This is a genomic window from Actinomadura sp. NTSP31 (genome assembly GCF_041951385.1).
Classification (GTDB): domain Bacteria; phylum Actinomycetota; class Actinomycetes; order Streptosporangiales; family Streptosporangiaceae; genus Spirillospora; species Spirillospora napierensis.
The window spans coordinates 196,434-221,675 of record NZ_JBGNUT010000010.1 but is presented as its reverse complement, the minus strand read 5'-3'; the positions used below and the strand labels follow the sequence as shown (position 1 = coordinate 221,675).

Here is a 25,242-nt window from a genome sequence, read left to right as displayed (position 1 = left end):
GGTGAGGTAGCGGCGGGCGAAGCCGTCAGCCGATCGCGGGATCGAGCCCGGCTCACGCGAACCGGAAGGCGGCCAGCACGGCGCTCTGGACCGCCACCAGGAACGGGCCGCTGCTGGTCAGGACCCATTGGTCGTCGGCGTTCGAGGACGCCTGCGGATGCCTCCACACCAGCTTGCCGGTGACCGCGTCCCAGCCGTAGAAGCCCGGACCGGTGACGCCCGCGGCAACGGTGCAGACCAGTCCGCCCGCGACGACCAGAGGAGCGCCGTCATCGGCCGGAGTGGCCGCCGACCAGAGGCGGCGGCCGGTACGGGCGTCGAGCGCGACCAGCTTGTGGTCGTCGAAGAGGTACACGCGTTCGCGATCCACCAGTACGGTCCGCTGGTCGCCGCCCGGCGCGGGCGGTTCGTACGTCCATCTGCGCCTGCCGGTGGCCAGGTCCAGTGCGTAAAGCGCGCCGGCGTCGAGGTAGGCCGTCCCGTTCGCCACGGTGACCGCCGGGCTGCTTTCACTGAGGTCGCCCGCGGCGTCCGGGAATTCGGCGCTCCACACCGTCCGGCCGGTGGCCGCGGAGAACGCGTCGAGCGTGTGTCCTGTCTGGGAACCGAAAAGCAGGTCGCCGCCTTTCGGCTGGGCGAAGCGCATGTTGCCGTAGGTGCGGCTCCAGCGGACCGCGCCGGTCGCGGTGTCGATTCCGAGGACCGTGCCCTCCTGCCTTTCGCCCTCGTCGCCGGACGCGGCGATGAGGGTGCCGCCCTGGATGCCCCGCAGGTCGGTCGCGTCCCGCCCCCGGTAGGTCCACAGGTGCCTACCGGTCCGCGCGTCATGGCCGAGGACGGTCCCGTCGCCGTCGCCGAGGGCGAGCAGCCCGCCGGTCGGACCGAAGAAGGCGCGAACGTCGTAGCCGGACGGCAGCGCGGCGGTCCAGCGGCGCGCCCGCGAGGCCGGGTCCATGGCGACGAGCTCGCCCCGGCTCGGCTGGACGTAGACGGAGTCCTTGTCGACCGTGGCGTTGCGCACCTTCTCCGACCACAGTTTCCGTCCGGTGGTCATGTCGTAGGACACCGCCACTTTGGTGAAGAGTTCGAAGACGAAGACCCCGCGCGCGGTGATGAAGGGCACCGCGATGTCGCCTCCCTTCGGCAACTCGACCCGCCATAGGAACCGGGGCTGCGGCGGAATGCGCCTGCCCCGGTCGGTGGCCGCGAGCGCCGCCGCCGTGCCGCCGCCGGCGAGCGCGAGACCGGCCACCGCGGCCCCGCCCGCCAGGAGCCGGCGGCGCGTCCTGCGCCGGACGGCGTCCCGCAGGTCCATGACGAGGGTGCGCTCGTGCTCGCGGATCTCCCGGTCGATGGCGCCGGGCAGCCAGCCGGGCCCGGCCTGCGGGACGCCCGGCAGCCGGGGCAGCAGCGCCGCGGGCGGGCGGCGGGCGGGGTCGCTGCTCAGGCAGGCGGCGACCATCGCCGCCAGCGACGGCGGGACGCCGTCCAGGTCGGGCCGCTCGTGGAGCGTCCGGTAGATCTTGGTCTGCACGGGCCCGTTCCCGAACGGCGGGCGCCCGGTGGCGGCGAAGGCCATCACGGCGCCGAAGGCGAACACGTCGACGGCCGGGTCCGGGTCCCCGCCGCGGAACCGCTCGGGCGCCATGTAGCCGGGCGTGCCGACGAACTGCCCCTCGCCCGTGAGGTCGGTGCCGCCCGCGGCCCGGCTGATGCCGAAGTCGATGATCTTCGGCCCGTCCGCGGCCAGCAGGACGTTCGCCGGGGTCAGGTCGCGGTGCAGCACCCCGGCGCGGTGGACGGCGACGAGCGCCTCGCCGAGACCCGCGCCGAGCGTGCGCAGCATCCGCTCGGGCAGCGGGCCGTGCCGGGTGACGGCGTCCTTCAGGCTCGGCCCGTTGACATAGGCGGTCGCGAGCCAGGGCACCGCCGCATCCGGACCGGCGTCCACCACCGGGCTGGTGAAGGCGCCGGAGACCTTCCGCGCGGCCTCGACCTCGGCGCGGAACCGGGCCCGGAACGCCGGGTCGTCCGCCAGCGCGGGCCACACCATCTTGATCGCGACCGCCCGGCCGGCGGGGGACGCGGCGAGGTAGACGCGCCCCATGCCGCCCTGGCCCAGCCGGCTCAGCAGCCGGTACCGCCCCACCTGGCGGGGATCGTCGGGTTCCAGCGCGGCCATCAGGCTCGCTGCCGGAAGCAGACCAGCCGCCTGCTGTCGGTCGCGTAGACGGTCGTCCCGGACACGGCCAGCTGCCAGCCGTCGTGGTTGTAGGCCGGCCCCCGGTACACCCATGCCGATCCGCCGTCCGGGGCGGTGGCGAAGAATCCGCCGTCCTTGCTGGTGCCGGACGAGTCGGAGTCGCCGGTGAACGCCGCCGCGAGGAGGCCGGGCGATCCGGCGGCGGACGGGGTGATGGTGGCGAGGTCGGCCGCGGTGGAGGCCAGCCGCCGGCGCAGGGCCCCGGTGGCCTGGTCGTTGATGTAGAAGCCGTTCCCTCCCATCGTGACCAGGGTGGAGCCCAGCACGACCACGGGGGTCTCCATGTCGTCGTTGTCCTTCGTCCAGACCGCCTTCCCGTCACGGGTACCGGCCGCCTGGACGTTCCCCAGTCCGGTGGGGCCGAAGAACAGCAGGCCGTCGCCGAGCACAAGCGGATACGTCCTGGCCCTGTCGGCCTCCCCCGTGTACCAGGTGCGCCGCCACGCCCTGACGCCCGTCGCGGCGTCGATGCCGAGCAGTTCCCTCGGCGTCATGAGGTACAGGCGGCCGCCGTCGGCGACGCCGGAGATATCGTCGGCCCCGCTCGGGAAGCGCCACAGGACCCGCCCGCTGCCGATGTCCACGGCGAACACGACCATCTGGTCACCGGTGCGGCGGACGGTTCCGCCGACGAAGACCGTGCTCCCGATCGTGCCGTACACGTCGGTCAGCTCGGTGACCTCGCCGGGCAGTTCCAGCCGCCTGGCGGACCCCGTCGCCGCGTCGATCACATGGACGACGTTCGGCCGGGGGTCGTCGTTGGCGGCGAGCGCGAAGACCGTGGTGCCGAAGACGCGGTAGCCGGGGTCGAACATGGACGAGCCCCCGGTCGGGCGGTCGAAGGTCCAGAGCCGGCGGCCCGAGGCGGCGTGCACGCCGAGGATCGCCTGGTGCCCGTGCCACACCACCGTGTCCCCCGCCACTGAGACTCTCAGACTCGTCCGGTCGTCGAACCGTCCGGGCCACGAGAGGGTCCAGGCGGGCGCGGGGGCCGTCGCGAGGCGGCTGACGCGCGGGGCGGGCTTGACCGGCTTCGCGTCCCGGCGGTTCAGCGCCCAGGCCGTGGCGCCGCCGCCGGTGCCCGCCACCGCGACGGCGGCGACCGCCGCCAGGCGCAGGACGCGGCGCCGGCCGGCATGGGCGCCGCCGTCGTCGGCCTGCGGCGGAGGCGGAGGCGGCGCGACGGGCGCGGCGGCCACCGCGGCGGCCTCGGCCTCCCGCGCCGCCACCTCCCGGCGGAGCGCGGCGGAGATCAGCGCCGCCGGATCGGCGGGGAGGAGCGCGTCCAGCACCGCCTGCGGCCCCGGGCGCCCGCCCGGGTCCTTGTCCAGGCAGGCGGCGAGCAGCCCGCGCAGCGGTCCGGGCACTCCGTCCAGCCGCGGCTCCTCGTACATCACCCGGTAGAGCAGGGACGCGGGGTCTCCGGCGCTGAACGGGCCGATGCCGGTGGCCGCGTACGCCAGCACGGCCGCGAGCGAGAACACGTCGGACGCGGGGCCGGCGTCCCTGCTCGCGGTGATCTGCTCGGGCGACATGTACGCCGGGGTCCCGAGCACGCCGTCGGTGCCGGTGAGCTGCGAGGCGTCGACGGCCTTGGTGATGCCGAAGTCGATGACCTTGGGGCCGTCGCCGGCCAGCAGGATGTTGCCCGGTTTGAGGTCGCGGTGGACCAGGCCCGCCGCGTGCACGGCCAGCAGCGCCTCGGCCAGCCCGGCGCCCAGCGCGCGCAGCGGGGCCTCCGGGAGCGGGCCGATCGCGGTGACCGCCTCGGCCAGCGTGGGGGCCGGCACGTAGGCGACGGCGAGCCAGGGGTGCGGGGCGTCGGCGTCGCCGTCCAGCACCGGCGCCGTGTAGAGGCCGCTGACCCGGCGGGCGGCCTCGATCTCCCGCCGGAACCTTTCGCGGAACCGTTCGTCATCGGCGAACTCGGCTCGCACGACCTTGAGCGCCACGAGCCGGCCGCCGGGCGAGGCGGCGAGGAACACCGTCCCCATGCCGCCGGCGCCCAGCCGTGCGAGCAGCCGGTACGGGCCGATGCCCGGCGCGTCCCCAGCCTGAAGCGGCCGCACTGGCATCCCCCCACCGCACGATGTCGTCCGGGGCCCAGCCTACCAAAAAGATATTGCTGTCTATAAGACTTCGGCCGCTGCCGGCACCTCGCGGGTCAGCGGTGGCGCGTCGCCTGCGCGGTGGCTTCGCCGGCACCGGCGGCCTCGCTCTCCGGGCCGCGGGCCGGCGCGTCGGCGTGCCCGGGCCACCAGGCCGCGTGGCCGATGAGCGCGGTGACGGCCGGGGTGAAGAACAGGGCCATGACGAACGCCGCGATCGCGATGCCCGCAGAGATGGCGAACCCCATCTGCAGGAGGGTGGAGCCCCCGGCCAGCATCAGCGAGGCGAAGGTACCGGCGAGGATGAGCCCCGCCGCCGCGACGGTCGGCCCCGCGTACCGGACCGACAGCGCGGCCGCCTCGCGCGGGCTGCGCCCTTCTCTCGCCTCCTCGCGGAGCCGGGCGATCATGAGGATGTTGTAGTCGGTGCCGAGCGCGACGACGAACAGGTACATGATCACCGGCAGCATGAAGATCAGCCCGGGCTCGCCCTTCAGCTGCTGGAAGATCAGCACGCTGGCGCCCAGGGTCGCGGCGAACCCGAGGCCCACCGAGGCCATCAGGTACCACGGTGCGACCACGCTGCGCAGCAGCAGCCCGAGGATCACCATGATGAGCACGGCCGCGACGGGGAACACCACGGCGTAGTCGTGATTGACCGCGGCCTGGATGTCGACGAACACCGAGGTGATGCCGCCGACGACGGCGGTCGTGCCGGGCGGCGCGGCGTCGTGCGCGGTGTCGCGCAGCGGCCCCTTCACGGTCTTGATGGCCGCCGACGACTCCGGCTTCTCCGCGAGCGTGACGCGGAAGTCGGCGACGGTCCGGTCCTTGGACAGCACCGGGTCGGCGACGTTGCCGACGCCGTCCACCCCGGCCAGCTTCGCCTTGTACGCGGCGAGGTCCGCCTGGGCGAGCGGGGTGCCGGTCTTCGACCGCAGGTAGACGTCGGACGGTTCGGTCGCACCGGCCGGCAGGCCCTTGAGCAGCTCCTTCTGCCACACCGTGGACTCGGCGCCCTTCGGGATGGAGCCGCCGGACAGGTCGAAGTTGGAGTGGAACCCGAGCGAGAAGGCCGCCAGGACCACCAGCAGCAGTCCGGACACCGCGGCGAACCGGCCGGGATGGCGGCCCATCGACGCGCCGATCGCCGCGAACCGCGCGCCCTTCGGCTCCTGCCGCCAGGCCTTGGACGGCCAGAACACCTTCGTGCCCAGCAGCGACACCACCGCGGGTATCAGCGTCAGCCCCGCCAGCAGCGTCGTCGCCACCGCGATCGCCAGCGCCGGTCCGAGCGAGCGGAACAGCGCCAGCGTCGACAGCAGCAGGGCCAGGAAGGCGATGATCACGGCGCCGGCGGCCGAGGAGATCGCCTCGCCGACGCGGGTGATCGCCGACACCATCGCGGTCTTGGAGTCCTCCCCCGCGCGCAGCCGCTCCCGGTACCGGAACATCAGGAACAGGATGTAGTCGGTGCCGACGCCGAACAGCACCACGATGAGCATGGAGCTGACCGAGCTGTCGGTCTTGAGGTCGAAGACGTCGTTGGCCCAGCCGATCAGCCCGGTCGCGATCTGCGACACCGCGCCGATGGTGACCACCGGGAGCAGCGCGATGATCGGGCTGCGGAAGATCACGAGCAGCAGCACCAGGATCAGCCCGATGGTGGCGGCGCCGGTGATCGCCTCGGCCTTGGAGCCGGCCTCCTGGCCGTCCAGGTTCTGCGCGGCGGTACCGGTGATCCCGCCCCTCAGATCGGTGCCGCGCAGGTGGTCCGGCAGCGCCGAGCGCAGCGCCTTGACCGCGTCGGTCTGGTTCTTGCCCTGCGTGCCCTCCGGTTTCGGCATCTGCACCGAGATGATCTGGATCTTCTTGTTCCCGGTCGCCGGGGCGGTCTGCACGGCGGTGACGTTCTCGATGCGCTCGCCCGCCAGCGCCTGCCCCACCGACGCCACCGCGCGCGAGTCGGCCGCGGTCAGCGGCGCTCCGTCCCGCCGTTCCAGCACGATGATCGCCGCCGGCGTGGCGGCCTGCGGGAACGCCTTCTGCTGCAGGTCCAGCGCCTGGATGGACTCGTAGTGGCTCGGCAGGAACGACGCCTCGTCGGTCGTGGCGGTCAGTTTCGGCGCCAGCGCGACCACGGCCACCGCGGCCGCCAGCCACACCGCGATCACCCGCCAGGGGTGATGCACGACGACGCGTCCGATGCGAGCGAACACGGTCGATTCCTTCCTCATGTCGTCGATCCGGGCTCCGGCCCGGCGTGCGATCGCGTCCGGAGCGGGCTCACGGGTCCCGGTCTTCCCCCGAGGAACGGTCCAACGCACGCAGGGCGGCGCGGGTCATCGCCTCGCGCAGCACCTCGCCGTCCACCGCCAGGTCGGCGGCGCCGGTCATGAACATGCCGCCGAGGGCCATCCACGCGGCCACCCGGTCCGCCGGGTCGGGCGAGCGCCCGGCCATCGCGTCCACGATCCGCTCCCCGAGGCCGTCGAGCGCCGGGTCGTCGAGCACGGTCCGCTCCGGCAGCGTCTCCAGCAGCACCTTCATCTCGCGGCGGAACCGCACCGTCAGGTCGGCGAAGCCTCCGACCGCGGCCACCGCGGCGTCCTCGCCGTCCAGGCCGGCCAGCCGGGCGTCCAGCGCGATCGCCTCGCGCTCCACGGGCACCAGCAGCTCGGCGAGGATCGCCTCCTTGTTGCTGAAGTGGTACAGCAGCGACGCCTTCGAGCAGCCGGCGTCGGAGGCGATGTGCTGCAGCGACGTCCCGCGGAACCCGTGGCGGGCGAACGCCCGCAGCGCCGACTCCAGGATCTGCCCGCGCAGCGCGGGCGAGGTGCGCGCCATGCACGCCACCGTAACTGTCCGATCGGTCAGGGTCTGACCGATCGGACAGGCGAGCCTTTGTGATCTTCGACACCCGGCCCGGCGCCGGCGAGGATCTCGGCCGCGGCGCGGCGACCGGACTGGACGGCCCCGTCGAAGTAGCCGTTCCATCGCGTGGCGGTCTCGGTGCCGGCCCAGTGCAGGACGCCGACGGGCGCGCGGAGGGCCGGCCCGAACCCGGTCCAGGCGCCCGGGGCGAGGTGGCCCGAGAAGCACCCGCGCGTCCACGGCTCGGCGCACCAGTCGAACTCCACGAACGCCACCGGGTCGCGCGCCTCGTCGCCGAAGAGCCCGGCCAGCCGGTCCAGGACGGCGCGGCGGCGCTCCCGAGCGGTGCACGAACGCAGCCGATGCGCGTCCGCCCCGTAGGCGAAGGAGGTCAGGACCGCGCTCGGCCCGCCGGGCGGGGTGTTGTCGACGGTCTCGGTGAGCGGCCCGTGGCTGCTGAAACCGATCCCCGACAGGCCGCGCGCCCTCCAGAACGGCTCCCGGTACACCGCGTGCGTCTTCAGCGCGTATCCGGCGGCCATCCGCTGGGTGAGGCCGTCGCGCTGGACGGGGAGCGGCGGGTCGTACTCTATGCGTCCGGCCAGGGCCGGCGGGATCGCGATGACGACGCGAGCCGCCTCCAGCCGCATGCCCCCGGCGAGGACGACCGCTCCCCCGGCACCGTGCTCGATGCGCCGGACCGGAGCGTTGTGGACGATCGTGCCCGGGGGCAGCGCGGCGGCCATGCGCATCGCGAGTTCCTGCGGCCCGCCGACGAGGCGGTGGGCCTGCGCACCGCCCGCGAAACCGACCAGAACGTCCAGCCCGCCCCCCGCGGCCAGGTAGAACAGCGTCTCCAGCAGCGAGGCGTCGGCCGCGTCGAGCGAAAGCAGCGCCCCGGCGGTCTGCCGCGCCACGGCCCGCGCGACGGCCGGATCGCCGGTGCGGCCCGCCAGCCAGGAGGCCAGCGTCCGCCCGTCCCACGACCGGGCCCGCGGATGCGTCCACGGCTCGGCCGCGGGGATCTCCCGGCTGAGCCGGTCGAGCTCGCCGAGCAGGGCCATGACCTGCGGTGGCAGCGCGTCGAGCAGGGCGCCCTCGTAGTCCACGACCGCCCGGCCGCGCTCCGGTGTGGGATAGGTCCGCACCCCGTGCCGGGCGATCAGCGCCCGCATCTCGTGCTGGGTCGGCCCGACCCACTGGCCGCCGAGATCCAGCTGCGTCCCGTCGGGCAGCAGGCGGGTGAGCGCCCGGCCGCCGACCCGGTCACGGGCCTCCGCGAGCACCACGCGGGCGCCCGCGGCGGCCAGGTCGTGGGCCGCCGCGAGCCCGGCGAATCCCGCGCCGACGACCACGACGTCGGCGCTGCGTCCGTCCTCCACTGGGGCCCTCCGGATGTCGGAACCTCCGCGCATGATTCCGCTCCGGCGGACAAGCCAATATCCGGTGAAGGTAGAGCTTCCGAGACGTTGCCTTGAGCCCCGGCGCGTCAGTCCAGAGGCCGAGGCCGTCAGGTCAGGGCGGGGACGACGCGGGCGGTCGCCTCGGCGATCAGCGCGTCCTTGTAGGGGGTGCTGAAGCCGGGCCGGTCGGTCAGGACGGCCAGCACCAGCGGGCCCGCGTGAGGCGGCCACACGATGGCGACGTCGTTGACCCGGCCCCAGTTGCCGTTGCCGGTCTTGTCGGCCACCGCCCACCCCTGGGGAAGCCCGGCGCGGATGCGCGTGGCGCCCGTCATGCTGCGGCGGAGCCAGTTCTCGAGCAGGGCCCGCTTGTCGGCGGGCAGCGCGTCCCCGAGCACCAGCCTGCGGTAGTCGGCGGCGATCGCCCGGGGCGTGGTGGTGTCCCGGGGGTCGCGGGGGCCGACCTTGTTCAGCGCGGGCTCGTAGTCGTCCATGCGGCTGACGGTGTCGCCGAGCCCGCGCAGGTAGGCGGTCAGCCGCGCGGGACCGCCGGCGTCGCGCATCAGCAGGTTGCCGGCCGTGCGGTCGCTGAAGCGGATGGCGGCGTCGCACAGCTCCCTGATGGTCATGCCGTCGGCGACATGGTCCTTGGCGATCGGCGAGATGGAGTTGACGTCGGCCCTGCTGTAGGTGACGCGCTTCTCCAGATGACCGAGCGGATTTCCGTGCAGGACGGCGGCCGCGGCGAGCGCCTTGAAGGTGGAGCAGAACGCGAAGCGCTCGTCCGCGCGGTAGGCCACCGTGGCGCCGGTCGCGGTCGCGACGGCGTACACGCCCAGGCGGGCCCCGTACTTGCGTTCGAGCTCGGCGAACCGCGCGGCGTCCGCGGCGGGCGTGCGCCGGCTCGGCGTCGGAGACGGCTCGGCGGCCGGATGGCCGTCCGCTCCGCAGCCCGCCAGCGGCAGGGCGGCCGCGGCGAGCAGCAGAGCACGGCGGGACGGACCGGAAGGACCGGAAGGCTCGGGGGACATGGCGGCCATGACAGCACAGCGGATCGGACCATGTCCAAGATCTTTATAGGCCGCTCATCGATATCCGAAACCTTATGTTTCCTGGTCAGCCGACACGGGTTTGGGTCGTTCACGCCTTTCTGGTGTTCTCTCTGCTGTGATCGACGCCCCGGCCGCCTCCGCCCGCCCCGCGATGGATCCGTCCGGCCGCCGGGTGGTCGGGACGGTGGTCGCGATCCAGCTCACCTGCAGCCTGGGCTTCTTCGCGGTGATGGCGCACCTGGTCGCGCATCTGCGGCACGACCTGGGTCTGATGGCGGGCACGATCGGGCTGGTCCTCGGAATGCGGGTCGGGCTGCAGTACGCGCTGCTGCTGCCGGTCGGCGCGGTCACCGACCTGATCGGCCCGCGCCGCACCGGGGCGATCGCGTGCGCGCTGCGCGCGCTGGGCTTCGCGCTGATCGGGACGGTCGACGGCGTGGGCCCGCTGCTGTGCGCGGCCGTCGTGCTGGCCGCGGGCGGCGCACTCTACAATCCCGCGGCCCAGTGCCTGCTCGCCGGCGTCGATTCCGCCCGCCGGTCCGGCGGGTTCGCCGCCTACGTCGCGGCCCAGCACATCGCGACGGTCGCGGGCCCGCCCGCCGGGCTCGCCCTCCTCCACGTGGGACCCGGGTTCGCGCTGATCACGGGCACGGCCGCCGCCCTGTGGGCGGTCGCCGGGCTGCTGTTCCTGCGCCTGCCCGCGGACGGCGCCAAGCCGGTCTCCGGGCCGTTCCGCGACCTCGCCGCCGGCGTGCGGGCGGTGCTCGGCGACCGCACGTTCCTGCTGTTCGCGCTGGTGACCGCGCCCACGACCCTGCTCGCCGAGCACATCATGACCGCCGTCCCGCTGCTCGGCTTCGCGCCCGGCGCGGCGACCCTCTGCTTCTGCGTGCTGGCCGCCGTCGCCGCGTCCGCCCAGCCCTTCGTCGCCGCCGGCCGGCGCGGTGAGCGGCCCTGGGTGCTGCGCCTCGGCCTGCTGTGCGCGGCGGCGGCGTTCTTCGTGCTGGCGCCGCTGGACGGGACGGCGACCGGGCCGCTGATGGTCGCGGGCGTCCTCAACGGCGTGGCGAACGGGCTGATCCAGCCGGCGGTGTTCCAGCGCACCGTCCGGCACGCGCCGCCCGGGCGGTTCGGCTCGTACTACGGCGTCCTCCAGTGCGGCGCCGGCCTGTTCGCCTTCGCCGGCGACCTGCTGGTCGGCCGCCTGTTCGACCTCGGCCCGGCGGGCGCGACGTGGGCCCTGCTCGGAGTCGGCGGGTTCGCGCTGGCGGCCGCGATCGGCGCGCGAGGCCGGTGACGTCGCGCGGGCCCCGGCAGGCCCGCGGCGCGGAACGCCGCGGGCCTCCGTGGGATCCGTCAGGTCGCGGGCGTGCCGTAGACGCTGACTTCGGTGAGATGGAAGGTGAAGTTGGCGGTGTTGCCGAGGCCGACGACGCGGATGTAGCGGGCCTTGGCCTCGGTTTTCATGGTGTCGCCGGCGTCGGCGGCGGGACGCGGCCCGTTACGGCCCCCGAGGGTGAACCAGTGCGTGCCGTCGAGGCTGCCCTCCAGGCGGTAGGTGTAGTAGCGAGTGCCGTCGACGTAGTTGCGGACGTTGACGCGGGACACGTCGTTGACGGCGCCGAGGTCGACCCGCCACCAGTTCTCGCCGTAGGTCATCTGGCCGCCCCAGTAGGGCGAGTTGGCGCGGCTGCCGTCGTTGGCGGCCTCCGGCGGCCGTCCGGACTCCGACGACAGCGCCGTCACCGGCTTGCGCAGGCTCTGCAGGGTGTCGCCGGAGCCGTCGCGCGAGGTGCCGGGCGAGGCGGTGACGCCGCCGCCGAAGAGGGCGATCGCCTCCTGCCCGGTGTGCCGGTTGACCGCGCTGACGAACATGCCGACGTCCTGGGCGTCCGACGCGCCGGGGACCGTGCCGGCCCCGACCACGTTCCAGTTCACGCCGTCGGAGCTGCACGAGCCGCTCATGCGGTCGCCGTCCCTGCCGAGCCGGACGCGGACGTCGCCGGCGGCGAACCCGCCGACCTCGCTGACCTGGTCGAGCCGTCCGTCGCCGTCGGAGTCGTAGGAGAAGACGCAGCCGTGGTCGGGGGTGACGGCGATGTTGGCGTACCCGCCGCTCCCGCTCTCGGACAGGTCGTTCGCGGCGACGAGCCCGGCGCGGGACCAGGGGGACGCGCCGTCCAGCTCGGTCACCTTCGTGGACACCGCGTGCCCCGAGGTGAGGCCGCCGTCGGTGTAGACGGTGGCGAGCTCGTTGGTGTCGCCCCACAGGTCCTCGCCGCCGGCGGCGATGCCGATCGCGTCGCCCTGGCGCGCGAACTCGGCCGTCGTGGACGCGGCCGTCTTGTAGGGCGCTCCGATCGTGCTCCCGCCGACCATCAGCGGGGAGTGCGCGCTCGCCTGCTCGGATTCGCCCTTGCCGGTGCGCCAGGAGACGGTTCCGTCCAGGCCGGCGAGGTCGCCGGGACGGGCGCCGGCGGGTGCGGTCACCGTCCAGGTCGCGGTCGCGGTGCCGGCGGGGTCGACGTCGGTGCCGCGTCCGGCGGCGCCGGTCGCCGGACGGACGGTGTAGCCGCGCGGCGCGGTCAGCGCGAAACGCACGCCGCGAGCGGCGCTCAGCGTCGATTCGTTGGTGAAGGTGGCGGTGACGCGGACGGTGCCGCCCGGGGCGACGCCCTTCCGGTCGGAGGTGAGGGCCAGCGCGCCGGCCGGTTCCTCGGCCACCCGCGCCGCCAGCCGGTACGCGTCGCCATGCGGCCGGTCGGCGTAACGGGTCCCGGCGTGCGCCCAGCTCTCGGCGACGGCGCGCCAGTCGATCTGCTTGGGTGCGGCGCCGGTCTTCATGGCGCGCTTCAGCTCGTCGAAGAACATCGCCCAGCGCTTGCCGTAGTAGCCGCCGACCAGCCCGTTGAACTCGCGGCGCGCGTAGTCCTGCAGGCCGGGGCTCTCGGTCTGCCACAGCGTGACCAGCGACTTGAGGTCGTAGTCGAGCGCCGCGGCCTCCGTGCGGTTCGCGGCCTGCCCGGCGGCCTCGCGCTGCCAGGTGCCGAGCAGGAAGTTCGGGTCGGTGCCGAGGACGTCGTCCATGAGCGCGATCTCGGCCGTCCAGCGATCGGTGAGCTGCTCGAACGCGGCCGTGTCGCCGTCCTGGTAGGCGGTGCGGATCTTCGGCAGCAGCGTCCTGCTGCGGTTGGCGAGGACCTGGCGGGCGACGTCGACGAGGTCGTAGCGGTAGGCGTCGGAGCGCCGGAGCCGCGAGTCGACCTGGAGCAGTTCGCGCAGTGCCTGCTCGAACTCGGCCGGGTCGTACTGCAGCGGCGTCCCGGTGTTGGTCAGGCTCGGCTGGTCGTCGAACAGGGCGGTGACGTGCCGGGTGTCCTTGCCCTCCGGCCACGCGTAGGCGGTGCGGCCGATGATCTTCCAGGCGGCCACGGCGTGCGGGTCGGCGGCGCCGTAGCGGGCGGCGGCGTACCCGGCGTACCAGGCGTCCATGTCGACCGGCCCGTCCTCCCAGGGCATGTCGGTGAAGAACGCCAGCGCGGCCGGGTTGTTGTCGATCGCCTCGGGCATCAGCGCGATGCCGTTCAGCGCGCTGCCCGGCTTGGTGCGCATGGCATGGAACTTCTCGTTCCACCCCGTGAGCCCGGCGCCGAAGTTCTGGTGGCCGCCGAAGTTCCAGATCGTCCCGAAGGCGTACTGGGTGCCGAGGAAGTCCTTCTCGCGGTCGGTGACGCTCGGCTGCTCGGTGATGCCGTCCACGATGAACATCCGCGACCGGTCGACCGCCTCCAGCGTCTCCTTGCGGGGGTTGCTCTGCCAGCCGAGGATCGTCCAGATCGCGCCGGGGTGGGCGGCTTCGAGCGCGTCCTGGACGGCCTTGGACGCCGGTCCCACCGGCACCGTTCCGGCCCGGCCGCCCTCGTGCAGCAGGTCCATCTTGTACATGGTGGACGTGCCGTACAGCTGGGTCTGCGCCGCGTAGAACGCCCCCGCGACCTTGCCGAACTCCGGTCCGGTCGGGTCGAGCCAGTCGGGGCGCTCCAGACCGTTCCACGTTCCCTGCGGGACGGTGTTGGCGCCCGCGTTGCGGGTCTCGAAGTCGGTCGGGACCGTCCCGTAGTAGCCGGGCAGGACGGGCGTGATGCCGAGTTCGCGGAGCCGGTCGACGATGCGCCGGGCGAGCGCCGCGCGGCGGTCGATCAGCTGCTGGGAGATCGGCGAGCCGGTGCAGCACATGTTCTGCAGCAGCCACCACGCCTGGTGGGCCGGCTGCGGGATCCACTTGCGCATGTCCTCGGCGCTGTAGCCGAACTGCTGGAAGGCGCGCTGGTAGACCGCCTCCTGCCCCTCGTACACCAGCACCTCGTTGACACCGTGCAGCGCGAGCGCGTCGATGCGGCGCTGCCACTCGTCCCAGCTCAGGAAGGCGCCCGCGTACCCCTCGTTGGTGTCGTTGAGCGCGAAGCGGTGCGCGACCGAGGCGTCCTCCTCGATCGGCGCGGCCGGCAGCGGCAGCCGGGCGGGCAGGTCCAGCTGCGACCCGCCGATCGCGTAGTCGGCGTGCGCGACCTTGCGCAGGTACCAGCCGAAACCGGTGAGCTGGACGGCCGGTGACGTCCCCGCGATCACCAGGTGCCCGCCGGGGGCTGAGATGCGGAAGCGGTCGGCGCCGCTGCCCTTGTCGATGGTCTGGAGCGTGACCTGTGCGGCCTTGCGCTCGCCGAGGATGCGATTGAGCGCCTGCGCGGCAGGCCCGGTCTGCTGGGCCGTGACCGTCGCGGATGCGGGGGCCGTCCGTGCGGACGCCGGCGGCATCGCCGCGGTCAGCGGCACGAGGAGCGCCGCGGCCGCCGCGATGGCGAGCGCCCGGGGCCGGCTCCCGGTCCCCCGGCGCCTTCCCCGTGGTCTTGTCCGTCGTCTTTCCGGTCGTGGGCTCGACACCATGGCGGAACCTCCACCGCACGCGGGGTTTGTTAAACTCCTTGCAATACCTGGACGACGTTCATGATCGACGCGGAAGACCGTCCGGTCAAGAGGGGCCGCGCGATCTTCCGGAGGGGCGATGGACGAGGAACGCACGGTCGGCACCCCGGTACTGCGCCGCCTCAACACCGCCGCCGTGCTGCGCGCGGTGCGCGAGTGCGCCCCCGAACCGGTGCGGCTCGCCCGGCTGGTCCGGCTGACCGGCCTCACCCGCCCGACCGTGGGTCAGGCGGTGGACGACCTGGTCGAGGCCGGCTGGCTCCGGCAGCACGACCCGGCCGCGGCCTCCCCTCAGGGCGGCCGTCCCGCGGTCCGGGTCTCGCTGCGCGGCCGCGCCGCGCCCGTACTCGGCCTGGACGCCGGCCCGCACACCGTCAGCGCCGGGATCGACGACCTGGCGGCCGACCGCCTGGCCGCGGTGCGGCTGCCGGTCGGCCGCGGCGGGGCCGGGCGGCTGCTGGACGTCGTCGACGAGGCGATCAAGCGGGCGCTGTCCGAGGCGGGGCTCGGCGCGGAGGAGATCGCCGCGGTGGTCGTCGCCACGCCCGGCATCGTCGACCCCGGTTCCGGCCGGATCCTGCTCGCGCCCAGCGTCCCGGGCTGGACCGCGGTGAACCTGTCCGCCCATCTCCGCGACCGCTTCGGCTGCCCCGTCCGGGTGGAGAACGACGCCAACCTCGCGGCCCTGGCCGTCGCCGGGGAGCGCAGCGGGCCGGGCACCCTGCTGGCGGTGCAGTGGGGCGAGCGGCTGGGCGCCGGGGTCGTGATCGACGGGCGGCTGCACCGCGGCACCGGGGCCGCCGGCGAGATCGGCTTCATCCGGCCGTCCGGCGACGTCCCCGACACCGGGGACGGGCGGGGCCCCCTCGAACGCGCCATCGGCGCGGAGGCCATCACCGAGCGGGCCCGGCGGGCCGCGCGCGGCCGCACCGGGACCGTCCTGAGCGGCGACCGGCTCGACGCCGCCGCCGTCTTCGCCGCGGCCGCCGACGGCGACGCGGTGGCCACGCAGGTCGTCGACGACGTGGCCGCGGCGTTCGCGCACGCCGTCGCCCCGGCCGTGCTGGTCCTGGCCCCCGACGCCGTCGTGATCGGCGGCGGCGTCGCGCGCGCCGGGTCCGTCCTGCTCACGGCCATCACCCGGCATCTCGCCGAGCTGACCCTGACGCCGCCGGCCGTGGAGTTCTCCGGCCTCGCCGAGGACACCGTCCTCACCGGCGCGCTGCGGCTCGCGCTCGACGAGGTGTGGCGCCGGCTCTCCACCTGACCTTGACCGGCCGCGGCCGGCAGGGCTCAGGCGCAGCGGGGGTCGGTGGAGACGACGGGGTCCTCGCGGCCGACCCAGCGGTGGCCGCCGAAGTGCCGGACGAAGACGGTCTCGGCGGTGCGGGTGGCGAGCGCCTGCGTGGTGAGGGTCGGGTTCGGGCCGCCGAGGCTGTTGGCGAGCGCGGAGTTGTCGGCGACGTAGAGGCGGTCCACCCAGCGGCTCCGGGCGTCGGCGTCCAGCACGGAATCGTCCGCCGACAGGCCCATCCGCATCGACGAATGGACGTGCAGGAGCAGCGGCGCCCAGTCGAACCGGTAGACGCGTCGCGCTCCGGCCCTGCGGAGCAGCTCGGTCGCCTTGCGCGCGAGGAATTCGCGGGCGGCGAGGGTGTGCCGGGTCCGCTGGCGGGAACGGAACTCCACTTTCGGGATCGCTCCCTGCTCGTCCGGCGGGAAGGCGGAAAGCGTGACGCGATTGTGCGCCTCGACGCTGTCGCCCGTGAGGACGAGGATGTTCAGCAGCCGGTCCACGCCGTTCGCGAGGGCCTCTTTCAGTTCGGGGCCGATGACACGTCCCGTGCGCCCGTCCCATGGGCCGGTCAGACCCCGGCCATTGCGGTACTGGCCGCGGATTCCGCTGTCGGACAGCGCCATGGTGAACGCCTGCATCGCCGGTGGAAGGCCGATGTTCTCCAGCGCGCCGTATCCGGGGAAATCGCAGCGGGCGGCGGAACTCGGGCCCCGCGAGGATCCGGTGTCGTCGTCGAACAGCCCGGTCACACCGTCGAGGAAATGGTCGGTGTAGCCGCGGCCGACCCAGCCGTTGGGATTCGGCAGCCCGCTGTTCAGCCAGAGCCGCGGCGTCTCGGTGGTGCCGCCGGCGAGGACGACCACGGCCGCGTCCTCGCGATGCACGTCGCCGGTCCTGGTGTTCCTCCAGGTCACGCCGGTCGCGACGAGTTCGCCGTTCTTCCGGGCGGTGTGCACTTTCACGGCGTAGGAGTCGGCCAGGAGCGTGACGGCGCGCCCGTGCGGCGACCACGCATCGGCGGTGAGCGCCATGGGGACGTAACTGTTGTCGGTGGAGCGTTTCGCGGCCTGGTTGCGCGGGGCGCCGGCCGGTTCCATGCACCCTTCCAGGCAGTATCCGCAGTAGGTGCATCCGGTCGCGTGCGGATAGCGGAGTTTCGCCGGGTCCCCCGTCTTTCCGGCGGTGCCGCCGGGTTGCAGGATGGCGTTCTCCTGCGGCCGGTACGACCACTGCTTCGTGTCCTTGGTGGTCTGGACCGGGATGCCGAGTTTCTCCGCGCCCCGGAAGAACACCGTCTCCTTGACGCCCATCGCCGCCGTCTGGACCGGAAGGGTCGCCTCCACCCACTCGTAGTACGGGACGAGTTCCTCGTAGGTCAGCGGGAACGCGTGCGCTGTGTCGTAACTTCCGCGGTCGGGCCCGTCATAGCCCTTGAACATGCCGCGGTAGGCGCGCGGCGAGTTGCCGTAGTAGTGCAGGGTCGTCCCACCGACGCCCGCCACCTGGAGAAGGAAGGAATTCTGCGGCTCCTCGCGCAGCCATTCCGGTTCGCCGCGATCCGAAGGCCCCACACGCAGGAAACCGGTGATGGGGTTGTTGGCGTCGTTCTCGAAGTGCGTCCATTCGCTGCGCGGATGCGCGTAGCGGGCACCGGCCTCGAGGAGCAGGACATCGAGGCCCCGCGCGGCGAGCTCCTTGGCGACCACGGGGCCGCCCCCTCCGGCGCCCACGACGATCACGTCCCGGCTCATCCGGTCACCTTCCTGCGTCCCTGGTAGTAGCCGCGGAATTCGGGCCGCCCCTCCGACGCCGGGACGTATCCGCTGTCCCGCCAGCCGACCGGGCGGCCCTGCAGCCGCCTCGTGGCCGGGTCGAACACCCCCCATTCGGAGTAGCCGCCGAGCGCCGACAGTTCCAGCAGCGCCCCGGCGGCGTATTTCAGCAGCCCCGACGCCGAGCGTTTCAGCGGTTCCGGCAACTGGGCGTCCAGCGCCTCGACGAGAGCCGGGTCGGGCCCTTCCAGCAGCTCGAACACCTTCGCTTTCCCGCGATAGGTCAGGCGGGAGAAGGGCGCCAGGAAACGGCCGCCGAGCGTGCCCGGATCGACGCGGACGGCCTCGGCGTTCAGTATCAGCGCGGCCAGCGGCGCCAGCGGGATCACCGCATCGCCCTGGAGCGGCCCCGGCCCGGCGCCGCGCAGCATCGGTGCCAGCGCGCCCGCCAGTCCTCCTACTGGCAGGTCGGGGAAGGGAAGATAGCGGTTGAGGTTCTGGACGAGGAATTCCGGCAGCCTCGCCTCGATCCCGCCGGGTTCCTTGCGCGGCGTTCCCTGGGCGCGCGAATAGGCGTCCGGGCCCGGCATGACGAAGACGGCGAGGCCCCTCATGGTGTCGAGCGTCCATTCGCCGAGCGCGTCGCGTTCGGCCTGCGCGCTCGCCGGTCCGGTGACGTCCGGCAGCGACGCCGCGGCCGCGAGTAGTCCGGCGGCCCCCAGCAGCCGCCGCCGTTCGGTGCGTGGTTCGTCAGGCACGTTCTCACCCTCCGGCCGCCCAAGCTAGTTGGGCGTCCGGCTCCGTTCTCTGAAGGCGGGTGACAGGCTCGGGGTCCGGATTCCGCGCTCAACCCACAAGTCGCGCGCGGCAGGTCGACCGCCCACCAGCGGAGGGTTTGGGTTGTTTTGAGGTGTAAGGGCAGATCGGCGGGTACGACGGCGTGACGTTCGCAGACGCATGACAGAGGAGTCACAGACGGACCGGCGGTTCCGCTTCCGCCGGCCCACGGCAGCAAAGGACGCTTTCCATGCTCTCCTGCCTGCGCATCCTCGCGGCCGGCTCGCTGGCCGCCGCGACCACCGCGACGATCGCCGTCCCGGCCTCCGCGTCGGCGGCCGACCGGGCGAGGCGGCCCGACGCCGACTACGTCTGCGCGGACCTCGTGCTGTCCCCCAGCGGGTTCGCCAGGGGGACGACCGCCTGCAAGGCGCAGAGGCAAAAGGCCTCCGCCTCAGGCGACATCCGCGGCACCTTCACACTCCACGGCGTCGTCCAGGAGAGGGCGAAGCCCGTCACCGTCACCTGCAAACCGGATCCCGACCTGCCCAAGGACCCCTCGGGCGCCTACGTCCAGGAGGTCTTCGGCTTCCACTGCTCCTGACCGGCATGCGGGTCGCGCGGCACCTATTTGGTTAGGCTTACCTTATATTCGGACGATGCACCCTTCCGAGATCCGTACGGTGACGACCGAGGCCGACCTCCGCGCGATCGTCCCCGAACCGCCGCAGGCCCTGTGGGACAAGGACATCGGCCGGATCGACGAGCACGCGCGCACGGTCATCGCGCACTCGCCGTTCGTGCTGCTGGCGACCTCGAGCCCCGACGGCGCCTGCGACGTCTCGCCCCGCGGCGACCCCGCCGGGTCGGCGCTGGTCCTGGACGACCACCGGCTGGCGCTCGCCGACCGTCCCGGCAACCACCGGATCGACAGCTTCCGCAACGTGCTCCACAACCCCCACGTCGGCCTGCTGTTCCTCGTCCCGGGGATGAACGAGACGCTCCGCGTGAACGGCCGCGCGACCCTCGTCTCGGACGCCCCGTTCTTCGACGACCTGGCCGTCCGGGGAAAGCGGCCGCGGCTCGCCCTCCTCGTCGAGGTCGACGAGTTGTACATGCACTGCGCGAAGGCCTTCCTGCGCTCGTCGCTGTGGGCCCCGGAAACCTGGCCGGACCGCTCGGCCCTGCCCACGCTCGGGCGGATCGTCAAGGACCACCTCGGTCTCAAGGAGGTGTCCGCGGAGGTGATCGACGCGGACCTCGCCGTGGACGCCGAAACGAACCGCTACTGAACCGGCCATGGCGACGTGCTCGCCCTCGGCATGCCGCCGCCGGAGTCAGCGAGCGAACTTGGCGATGGCGGCCGGGGTGACCGGTGTGAAGAAGTTGACGAGGTTGCCGTCGGGGTCGCGGAACAGCAGCGACCGGTTGCCCCAGGGCATCGTGGTCGGCTCGGTCACGAAGTCGGTGACGAGGCCGGTCAGGTTCCGGTACGCGCGGTCGACGTCGTCGACGAGGAACTCGGTGATCACGCTGTGGTTCTCGGCCGGGCGGGCGGACCCCGGCGCGAACAGCGGGACGGTGCGGGTGCCGGCGATCGCCAGGGTGGCGCCGGGGGTCCTGATCTCGGCGAAGTCCTCGGTGGACCAGACCGCCGCCACCCCGGTGGCCTTCTCGTAGAACTCGACGAGGCGCGCGACGTCACCGGTGATGATGCGGATCGAAACGAAGTCCATGGGTTCCTCCCGGGTTCGTGGGTCTTCGCTTCACACGCTAGAGGCAATAGTGGACAGAATCAGTCCACTATCGACCATAGGCTCGTCATCATGTCCCGACCCACCGGCCGCGTGCTCACCCTCCTGGAACTGCTGCAGTCGGGCGGCACCCGGACGATCGCCGAGCTCGCCGGCCGGCTCGGCGTCGACGGCCGCACCGTGCGGCGGTACGTCGACCAGCTGATCGACCTGGACGTGCCCGTCGAGGCGGTGCGCGGCCGCTACGGCGGATACCGCCTCGCCCGCGGCCACCGCCTGCCGCCGCTCATGCTCAACGACGACGAGGCGCTCGCCGTGCTGCTCGGGCTGATCGCCGGCCGGCGGACGGGCCTGGCGACGGCGTCCGGCACCGCGGGCGAGACGGCGGCGGCCAAGATCCGGCGCGTGCTCCCCGAGCGTCTCGCCCGCAGGCTCGACGCGGTCCAGGAGTCGCTCGCCTTCACCAGGCCGCCCGGAGAGCCCGTTCCACCGGACACCGGGACCCTGCTCACCCTCGCCGACGCGGTGCGCCACCGCCTCCCCGTCTCGATCAGGTACACCGATCGCACCGGCCGGCGCAGCGACCGGACCCTGCACCCGTACGGGATCGTGAACCATTCGGGCCGCTGGTACGTCACCGGCGCGGACCCCGGCGCCGGCGAGGACCGGACCTTCCGCCTCGACCGCATCACCGACGCCAGGACCCTGCCCGGCTCTTTCGAGGCGCCCGCCGGGCCGGACCCGGCCCAGCGCGTCCTGTCGGGACTCGCCGCGACGCCCTACCGGCACGAGGTGGCCTTGCGGGTCCACGGGACGGTCGAGCAGATCCGCGCCCGCCTCCCCGTAGGCATCGCGACCGTGCGGGAGTCCGCGTCCACCGAGGACCCGGCGACCGAGTGCTGGCGCCACGTCGAACTGCGGGCCGAACGGCTCGACTGGCTGCCCGCGGTCCTGGCCTCGCTGGACCGGCCCTTCGTCATCGAGCGCCCCGACGAACTGCGCGACCTCGTCGCCGCGCTCGCCGACCGCCTCGCCTCCTACGCCCGCCGGTCGCCGTGATCGGCCTTCGCGCGGACGGGCCGGGCTACCGTCCGGCGCCCTGCACGGCCACCGACGGGCGGCGCAGCGCGGGGGCCAGCCAGCGGTCGAGGAGGGCGCGGAGATGGGCGTCGTCGTGCGGCGGCTCGCTCGGGTGCTGCAGCAGCGACGTCAGCAGCCGCATGATCATCTCGGCGAGGCCGTTGAGGTCGTCCGCGCCGATCCCGGCGTCCTCCCAGTCGACGGGGAAGCGCTGCAGCATCTGGGCGCCGTAGGCGATGGCGTCCGCGGTGGTGGCGCCGCGGCCGAACGCGCTGGAGTCGTCGAGCTGCAGCAGCAGGCTCAGGCGCGGCTCGGTCGGGATGGTCCGCACGCAGAACATCATGCCCTCGACCACGGCCTCGGCCGGATCGCCGATCCCCTGGAGGTGGGCCACCAGCCGGTCGACGAACGACTCCGCGCCCTGCGCCGCCACCTCGCCGACGATGTCGCTGATCCGGGCGAAGTGGCGGTAGACGGTCTGGCGGGTGACGCCGAGCTCGGCGGCGACGTCGGAGAGGGTCGTCTTCCTGACGCCGTGCCTGTCGACGCAGCGGGCGGTCGCGTCGACGATGCGCTGCCTCGCCTCGGCATCCGATGCGGGGGGCCGGCCTCCCCAGCCGTGGTGCGCCATGGCCCTAGGATCGCACAGGCTCCGCGGCCGGTTCCGACGCGCGAACCCGCAGGACCGCCAGGACGAGGCCCGCCGCCGCGACGGCGCACAGCGCGGAGTACCACAGGCTGCCGATCGGCGTGCCCTGCTCGGTGACGCCGCCGGTCGACGCGAAGTACGCCGGCAGCGCGGTCAGCCACAGGACGACGAGGACGCCGAGGTACGTCGCCGGATAGGTCCGGGCGAACAGCGACGATTCCACCCGTGCGGCCTTGCCGGCGCGCGCCGCCCGCAAGGCGTCCGCGAACAGGTAGAGGCCGGCGATCCAGACCGCGGCGAGTTCGACGGCGAGGACGGCCCGCTGGATCCCGACCTGGTCGTCGCCGCGGAAGGCGCCGCTGGGCGCGCTCGCGACGATCATCGCCAGCGGCGTCACCGCGCCGGCGACCACGGTGCGCCATGCGACGTTCCAGCCGGCGAGCGGGCCGCGGCCGGGCCCGCCGCCGACCAGCCGGACCACCAGGTACGTCATCGCGCCGAAGGAGACCGAGGCGAACAGGAGCATGCTGTTCATCGGCACCGAGGCGAGCGCCGGCTGGTTGATCATCTTGTTGGCGGGGTTCCACGCCCACCACTTCAGCTGCGGGCCGAGCTGGTCGAAGATCTCGTAGAAGACCTGGCAGGCGAACGCCACCGCCGCCGAGCCGGCCAGCGGCCCGCGCCGCGCGAACACGCCCAGCGCCCGGACCAGCTCGTAGGCGAGCTGCGAGATCGCGGGATAGAACGCCACGATGTAGAGCGGCAGCCGGTCGTACATGAACTGCACGGTGAACACGTTGTGCGAGAAGATGAACCCGACCTGCTTCTCCAGGCCGAACCAGCCGGGAAAGTAGAGCGGCGGCTCGATCACGGCCAGATAGACGACCGAGGCGAACCAGAGCGAGATGTTGACCGGGTCGCCGTCGCGCCGCCACCGCCGCCACGCGTGGACGAACGCGAACACCGCGCCGCCGACGACGAGCAGTTCGAGGACGGGCATGGTGCCGTTCGCGAGGTCGAACGGGTTGCGGAAGGTCACCAGGGGATCGGCGTGACGGCAGGAGAAGCCGAGTCCTTCGGCGACGCGCTCGGCCACCGGATCGCAGGTGTACCCCATTGCTCGCTCCTCCGGTCAGGCGCCGACGAGGTCGTCGCCGCGGTGGGCCGTCCGGGCCGACGCGGCGCCGGTGTAGCCGGTGAAGTCGGTGCCGGGCGGGTCCTGCCGTTCGTCGAAGCCGCCGGGCACGACCGTGCGGCCGAGTCTCTGACGCAGCTTGTACCGCGCGATGCCGAACCAGAACCGCGGATCGGCCGCCATCTCCTTCAGCGACCTGTCGAGGTTGAACACCTCGGCGAACGTCCGCTCGACGTAGGCGTCCTCGCGGCTCGCGGCGGTGATGGCGTTGAAGATCGGCCAGCTGAGGCGCGCGGCGATCCGGCGGCGCCAGGCGGGGACGGTCTCGGTCCCGGTCGCGAAGTCGTAGGCCTGGTCGCGGGCCATCGCGAGCATCCACGGGACGTCGAGCGACTTCTTCTGCCGGGCGAGGAACTCGCGGAAGAAGGCGAGGTCGAGGGCGTCGCGGCCGCGCAGCAGCGCGCCGAGGATGAGCGCCGAGCGCGCGGCCGAGCTCATCCCCTGGGCGTAGAACGGGTTGAAGGCGCAGATCGAGTCGCCGACGCACACCAGCCCGGACGGGGGCACGTCGAGCAGGTCGAAGCGCCGCCACTTGTTGCCCGTCGACCGGGTCAGGTGCACCTCGGAGGTCGGCGTGCACGCGCGGGCCGCCCGGCCGAAGAGCGTGGCCCGCACCCGGTCCACCGCCGCCTCGAACGCCTCGGCCTTGCGCGGCATCTCGATGCCCCACGACCCCATGCACACGATGGCGCGGTCGCCTTCGATCGGGAAGAAGTTGCTGAGGAACTCGTGCTCGGCGGGATGGTCGCCGGTGTCCTGGGTCGGGGTGACGACCAGGTGCTTCCACCACCACGTCTCCGGACGCCGGTCGGCGGGCGGCAGGTCGTACCAGCGCGAGGTGTAGGTGACCTTGGCGTCGAGGGTCTTCTCCGGCGGGGCCTGCCAGCCGGCCGCGCGGAGCCAGTCGACGACCGAGGAGCCGCGGCCGAGCGCGTCGACGACCAGGTCGGCCGCCAGGTGGCCGTCGCCGTCGGCGGTGCGGTACTCGACCCCCTCGACGCGCCCGCGCGCGGTGCCGCCCCCGGTGGAACGGAGCCCGGTGACGGTCGCGCCCTCGCGGATCTCGATGGCCGGCAGCTCGCGGACCTTGTCGCGCAGGACGCGCTCGATGAGCACCCGCGAGCTGTAGACCATCGTCATCGATCCGGACTTGCGCGGGGCCCAGCCGTCGTTCTCGCAGTAGGCCGCGTCCAGGGACGGCATGAGGCGCATCCCGCCCGCGGCGATCAGCGCCTCCTCGAAGCCGGGGAAGATCTCGCCGATCGCGCGGCGGCCGGAGTTGAGGAGGAAGTGCGGGTGCTTGCTCTGCGGGACGCCCCGGCGGTGCCGCGCGTCGGGGGGCAGCTGGTCCCGCTCGAGCACGATGACCTCGTCGAAGTGGCCGGCGAGGACGCCCGCGGCGCACAGCCCCGCCACGCTCCCGCCGAGCACCACGGCCGTCTTCCGTCCCATCCGCTGGCCTCCATTCATACACTTGATGAGTGAATGTATGATTGCGGCCGAGGCACGTCAAGAGCACGGACCTACCGGTCATGACGCGTGCTCCCGTGACGGAGCGGGCCAACTGGACGGCGCGGGCTCCCCTTCGCGATGATGCGCCAATGTGGCGTGAGCTGATCGAAGAACACACCCGCCAGGCCCGCTTCGCCGCGCCGGCCACGGAGCAGGCGCTGCAGCGGGCCGAGGAGACCCTGGGCCACCTCCTGCCCGACGACCTGCTCAAGCTGCTCGGCGAGACCGACGGCGTGATCGACGCCAACGGCTACAACCTGGTCTTCTCCGCCGAGCAGCTCATCCAGGGCAACCTGGAGATGCGCACCTACCCGGCGCTGAAACGGCTGTACATGGCGTTCGACCAGCTGCTGTTCTTCTCCGACGCCCCCGGCGACGGCAACCTGTTCGCCTACGCCCTCGTCCCCGAGGGCCGGCCCGACATCTTCGTCTGGGACCACCGCACCGACAACCGGCGCTGCGTCGCACCGTCCCTGGAGCACTTCATCGCGGACTGGCTCAGCGGCCGCATCCCCCTTTAACC

At 73.3% G+C, this 25,242-nt stretch carries 19 protein-coding genes; 6 read left to right on the top strand and 13 right to left on the bottom strand.

Going from position 1 to position 25,242, the window contains the following annotated elements; genetic code table 11:
* Positions 1-52 precede the first annotated feature (52 nt).
* From ACA514_RS19375 to bla, 6 genes are all read right to left on the bottom strand, one after another.
* Positions 53-2,182: a serine/threonine-protein kinase gene (locus ACA514_RS19375; protein ID WP_375042572.1), complete on the bottom strand. Its 2,130-nt coding sequence runs from the start codon at positions 2,180-2,182 to the stop codon at positions 53-55.
* On the bottom strand, positions 2,182-4,338 hold the full coding sequence (locus ACA514_RS19370) for a PQQ-binding-like beta-propeller repeat protein (protein WP_375042571.1): 2,157 nt from the start codon (positions 4,336-4,338) through the stop codon (positions 2,182-2,184). The genes ACA514_RS19375 and ACA514_RS19370 overlap by 1 nt, the downstream gene beginning before the upstream one ends.
* A gap of 89 nt (positions 4,339-4,427) precedes the next feature.
* Positions 4,428-6,590, bottom strand: coding sequence for an MMPL family transporter (locus tag ACA514_RS19365; protein ID WP_375042570.1), 2,163 nt, complete (start codon positions 6,588-6,590; stop codon positions 4,428-4,430).
* A gap of 67 nt (positions 6,591-6,657) precedes the next feature.
* Positions 6,658-7,218, bottom strand: a complete 561-nt coding sequence (locus tag ACA514_RS19360) for a TetR/AcrR family transcriptional regulator (protein WP_375042569.1) — start codon at positions 7,216-7,218, stop codon at positions 6,658-6,660.
* 26 nt (positions 7,219-7,244) lie between these two features.
* Complete coding sequence (locus ACA514_RS19355) at positions 7,245-8,627, bottom strand: flavin monoamine oxidase family protein (RefSeq protein ID WP_375042568.1); 1,383 nt, start codon at positions 8,625-8,627, stop codon at positions 7,245-7,247.
* 128 nt (positions 8,628-8,755) lie between these two features.
* Entirely contained in the window at positions 8,756-9,679 is a 924-nt protein-coding gene (bla, locus tag ACA514_RS19350; RefSeq protein ID WP_375042567.1) for a class A beta-lactamase, read from the bottom strand.
* Positions 9,680-9,815: 136 nt separating this feature from the next.
* Between bla and ACA514_RS19345 the strand changes: the two genes are divergently transcribed.
* Positions 9,816-10,997, top strand: a complete 1,182-nt coding sequence (locus tag ACA514_RS19345; RefSeq protein ID WP_375042566.1) for an MFS transporter — start codon at positions 9,816-9,818, stop codon at positions 10,995-10,997.
* Positions 10,998-11,056: 59 nt separating this feature from the next.
* Here ACA514_RS19345 and ACA514_RS19340 read toward each other — a convergent pair whose 3' ends face one another.
* Positions 11,057-14,533 carry an alpha-N-acetylglucosaminidase TIM-barrel domain-containing protein gene (locus ACA514_RS19340; protein ID WP_375042565.1) on the bottom strand — a complete coding sequence of 1,159 codons (3,477 nt, stop codon included), beginning with the start codon at positions 14,531-14,533 and terminating at the stop codon, positions 11,057-11,059.
* Between the two features lie 229 nt (positions 14,534-14,762).
* Here ACA514_RS19340 and ACA514_RS19335 point away from each other — a divergent pair, with 229 nt between their 5' ends.
* Positions 14,763-15,950, top strand: a complete 1,188-nt coding sequence (locus ACA514_RS19335; RefSeq protein ID WP_375042564.1) for an ROK family protein — start codon at positions 14,763-14,765, stop codon at positions 15,948-15,950.
* 26 nt (positions 15,951-15,976) lie between these two features.
* On the opposite strand, the gene ACA514_RS19330 is transcribed toward ACA514_RS19335, so the two are convergent.
* Positions 15,977-17,731 carry a GMC family oxidoreductase N-terminal domain-containing protein gene (locus ACA514_RS19330; protein ID WP_375042563.1) on the bottom strand — a complete coding sequence of 585 codons (1,755 nt, stop codon included), beginning with the start codon at positions 17,729-17,731 and terminating at the stop codon, positions 15,977-15,979.
* Positions 17,728-18,510, bottom strand: a complete 783-nt coding sequence (locus ACA514_RS19325; RefSeq protein WP_375042562.1) for a hypothetical protein — start codon at positions 18,508-18,510, stop codon at positions 17,728-17,730. Before ACA514_RS19325 ends, ACA514_RS19330 begins: the two co-directional genes overlap by 4 nt.
* A 269-nt stretch (positions 18,511-18,779) precedes the next feature.
* Between ACA514_RS19325 and ACA514_RS19320 the strand changes: the two genes are divergently transcribed.
* Positions 18,780-19,133: a hypothetical protein gene (locus ACA514_RS19320; protein WP_375042561.1), complete on the top strand. Its 354-nt coding sequence runs from the start codon at positions 18,780-18,782 to the stop codon at positions 19,131-19,133.
* A gap of 55 nt (positions 19,134-19,188) precedes the next feature.
* The gene (locus tag ACA514_RS19315) at positions 19,189-19,821 is read left to right on the top strand and encodes a pyridoxamine 5'-phosphate oxidase family protein (RefSeq protein WP_375042560.1); all 633 of its coding nucleotides are present in this window, start codon (positions 19,189-19,191) and stop codon (positions 19,819-19,821) included.
* Between the two features lie 45 nt (positions 19,822-19,866).
* On the opposite strand, the gene ACA514_RS19310 is transcribed toward ACA514_RS19315, so the two are convergent.
* Positions 19,867-20,265, bottom strand: a complete 399-nt coding sequence (locus ACA514_RS19310; protein WP_375042559.1) for a VOC family protein — start codon at positions 20,263-20,265, stop codon at positions 19,867-19,869.
* A gap of 90 nt (positions 20,266-20,355) precedes the next feature.
* Here ACA514_RS19310 and ACA514_RS19305 point away from each other — a divergent pair, with 90 nt between their 5' ends.
* A complete protein-coding gene (locus tag ACA514_RS19305; RefSeq protein ID WP_375042558.1) occupies positions 20,356-21,342 on the top strand; it encodes a helix-turn-helix transcriptional regulator in 987 nt (328 codons plus the stop codon).
* Between the two features lie 25 nt (positions 21,343-21,367).
* Here ACA514_RS19305 and ACA514_RS19300 read toward each other — a convergent pair whose 3' ends face one another.
* The 3 genes from ACA514_RS19300 to ACA514_RS19290 are packed head-to-tail and all read right to left on the bottom strand — an operon-like array spanning position 21,368 to position 24,659.
* Positions 21,368-21,994 (bottom strand): TetR/AcrR family transcriptional regulator, encoded by a 627-nt coding sequence (locus ACA514_RS19300; protein WP_375042557.1) that lies wholly within the window; start codon positions 21,992-21,994, stop codon positions 21,368-21,370.
* 4 nt (positions 21,995-21,998) lie between these two features.
* Positions 21,999-23,129, bottom strand: a complete 1,131-nt coding sequence (locus tag ACA514_RS19295; protein ID WP_375042556.1) for a hypothetical protein — start codon at positions 23,127-23,129, stop codon at positions 21,999-22,001.
* 15 nt (positions 23,130-23,144) lie between these two features.
* On the bottom strand, positions 23,145-24,659 hold the full coding sequence (locus ACA514_RS19290; RefSeq protein ID WP_375042555.1) for an FAD-dependent oxidoreductase: 1,515 nt from the start codon (positions 24,657-24,659) through the stop codon (positions 23,145-23,147).
* A gap of 149 nt (positions 24,660-24,808) precedes the next feature.
* On the opposite strand from ACA514_RS19290, the gene ACA514_RS19285 reads away from it, so the two are divergent.
* The gene (locus ACA514_RS19285; protein WP_375042554.1) at positions 24,809-25,240 is read left to right on the top strand and encodes an SMI1/KNR4 family protein; all 432 of its coding nucleotides are present in this window, start codon (positions 24,809-24,811) and stop codon (positions 25,238-25,240) included.
* The last annotated feature ends 2 nt before the right edge of the window (positions 25,241-25,242 follow it).

What these genes read in the sequence shown, in the direction of transcription:
- ACA514_RS19375 (WP_375042572.1), bottom strand. Translation starts at nt 2,182, where the DNA reads ATGGCCGCGCTGGAACCCGACGATCCCCGCCAGGTGGGGCGGTACCGG.
- ACA514_RS19370 (WP_375042571.1), bottom strand. Translation starts at nt 4,338, where the DNA reads ATGCCAGTGCGGCCGCTTCAGGCTGGGGACGCGCCGGGCATCGGCCCG.
- ACA514_RS19360 (WP_375042569.1), bottom strand. Translation starts at nt 7,218, where the DNA reads ATGGCGCGCACCTCGCCCGCGCTGCGCGGGCAGATCCTGGAGTCGGCG.
- bla (WP_375042567.1), bottom strand. Translation starts at nt 9,679, where the DNA reads ATGTCCCCCGAGCCTTCCGGTCCTTCCGGTCCGTCCCGCCGTGCTCTG.
- ACA514_RS19335 (WP_375042564.1), top strand. Translation starts at nt 14,763, where the DNA reads ATGGACGAGGAACGCACGGTCGGCACCCCGGTACTGCGCCGCCTCAAC.
- ACA514_RS19330 (WP_375042563.1), bottom strand. Translation starts at nt 17,731, where the DNA reads ATGAGCCGGGACGTGATCGTCGTGGGCGCCGGAGGGGGCGGCCCCGTG.
- ACA514_RS19320 (WP_375042561.1), top strand. Translation starts at nt 18,780, where the DNA reads ATGCTCTCCTGCCTGCGCATCCTCGCGGCCGGCTCGCTGGCCGCCGCG.
- ACA514_RS19315 (WP_375042560.1), top strand. Translation starts at nt 19,189, where the DNA reads ATGCACCCTTCCGAGATCCGTACGGTGACGACCGAGGCCGACCTCCGC.
- ACA514_RS19310 (WP_375042559.1), bottom strand. Translation starts at nt 20,265, where the DNA reads ATGGACTTCGTTTCGATCCGCATCATCACCGGTGACGTCGCGCGCCTC.
- ACA514_RS19305 (WP_375042558.1), top strand. Translation starts at nt 20,356, where the DNA reads ATGTCCCGACCCACCGGCCGCGTGCTCACCCTCCTGGAACTGCTGCAG.
- ACA514_RS19300 (WP_375042557.1), bottom strand. Translation starts at nt 21,994, where the DNA reads ATGGCGCACCACGGCTGGGGAGGCCGGCCCCCCGCATCGGATGCCGAG.
- ACA514_RS19295 (WP_375042556.1), bottom strand. Translation starts at nt 23,129, where the DNA reads ATGGGGTACACCTGCGATCCGGTGGCCGAGCGCGTCGCCGAAGGACTC.
- ACA514_RS19290 (WP_375042555.1), bottom strand. Translation starts at nt 24,659, where the DNA reads ATGGGACGGAAGACGGCCGTGGTGCTCGGCGGGAGCGTGGCGGGGCTG.
- ACA514_RS19285 (WP_375042554.1), top strand. Translation starts at nt 24,809, where the DNA reads ATGTGGCGTGAGCTGATCGAAGAACACACCCGCCAGGCCCGCTTCGCC.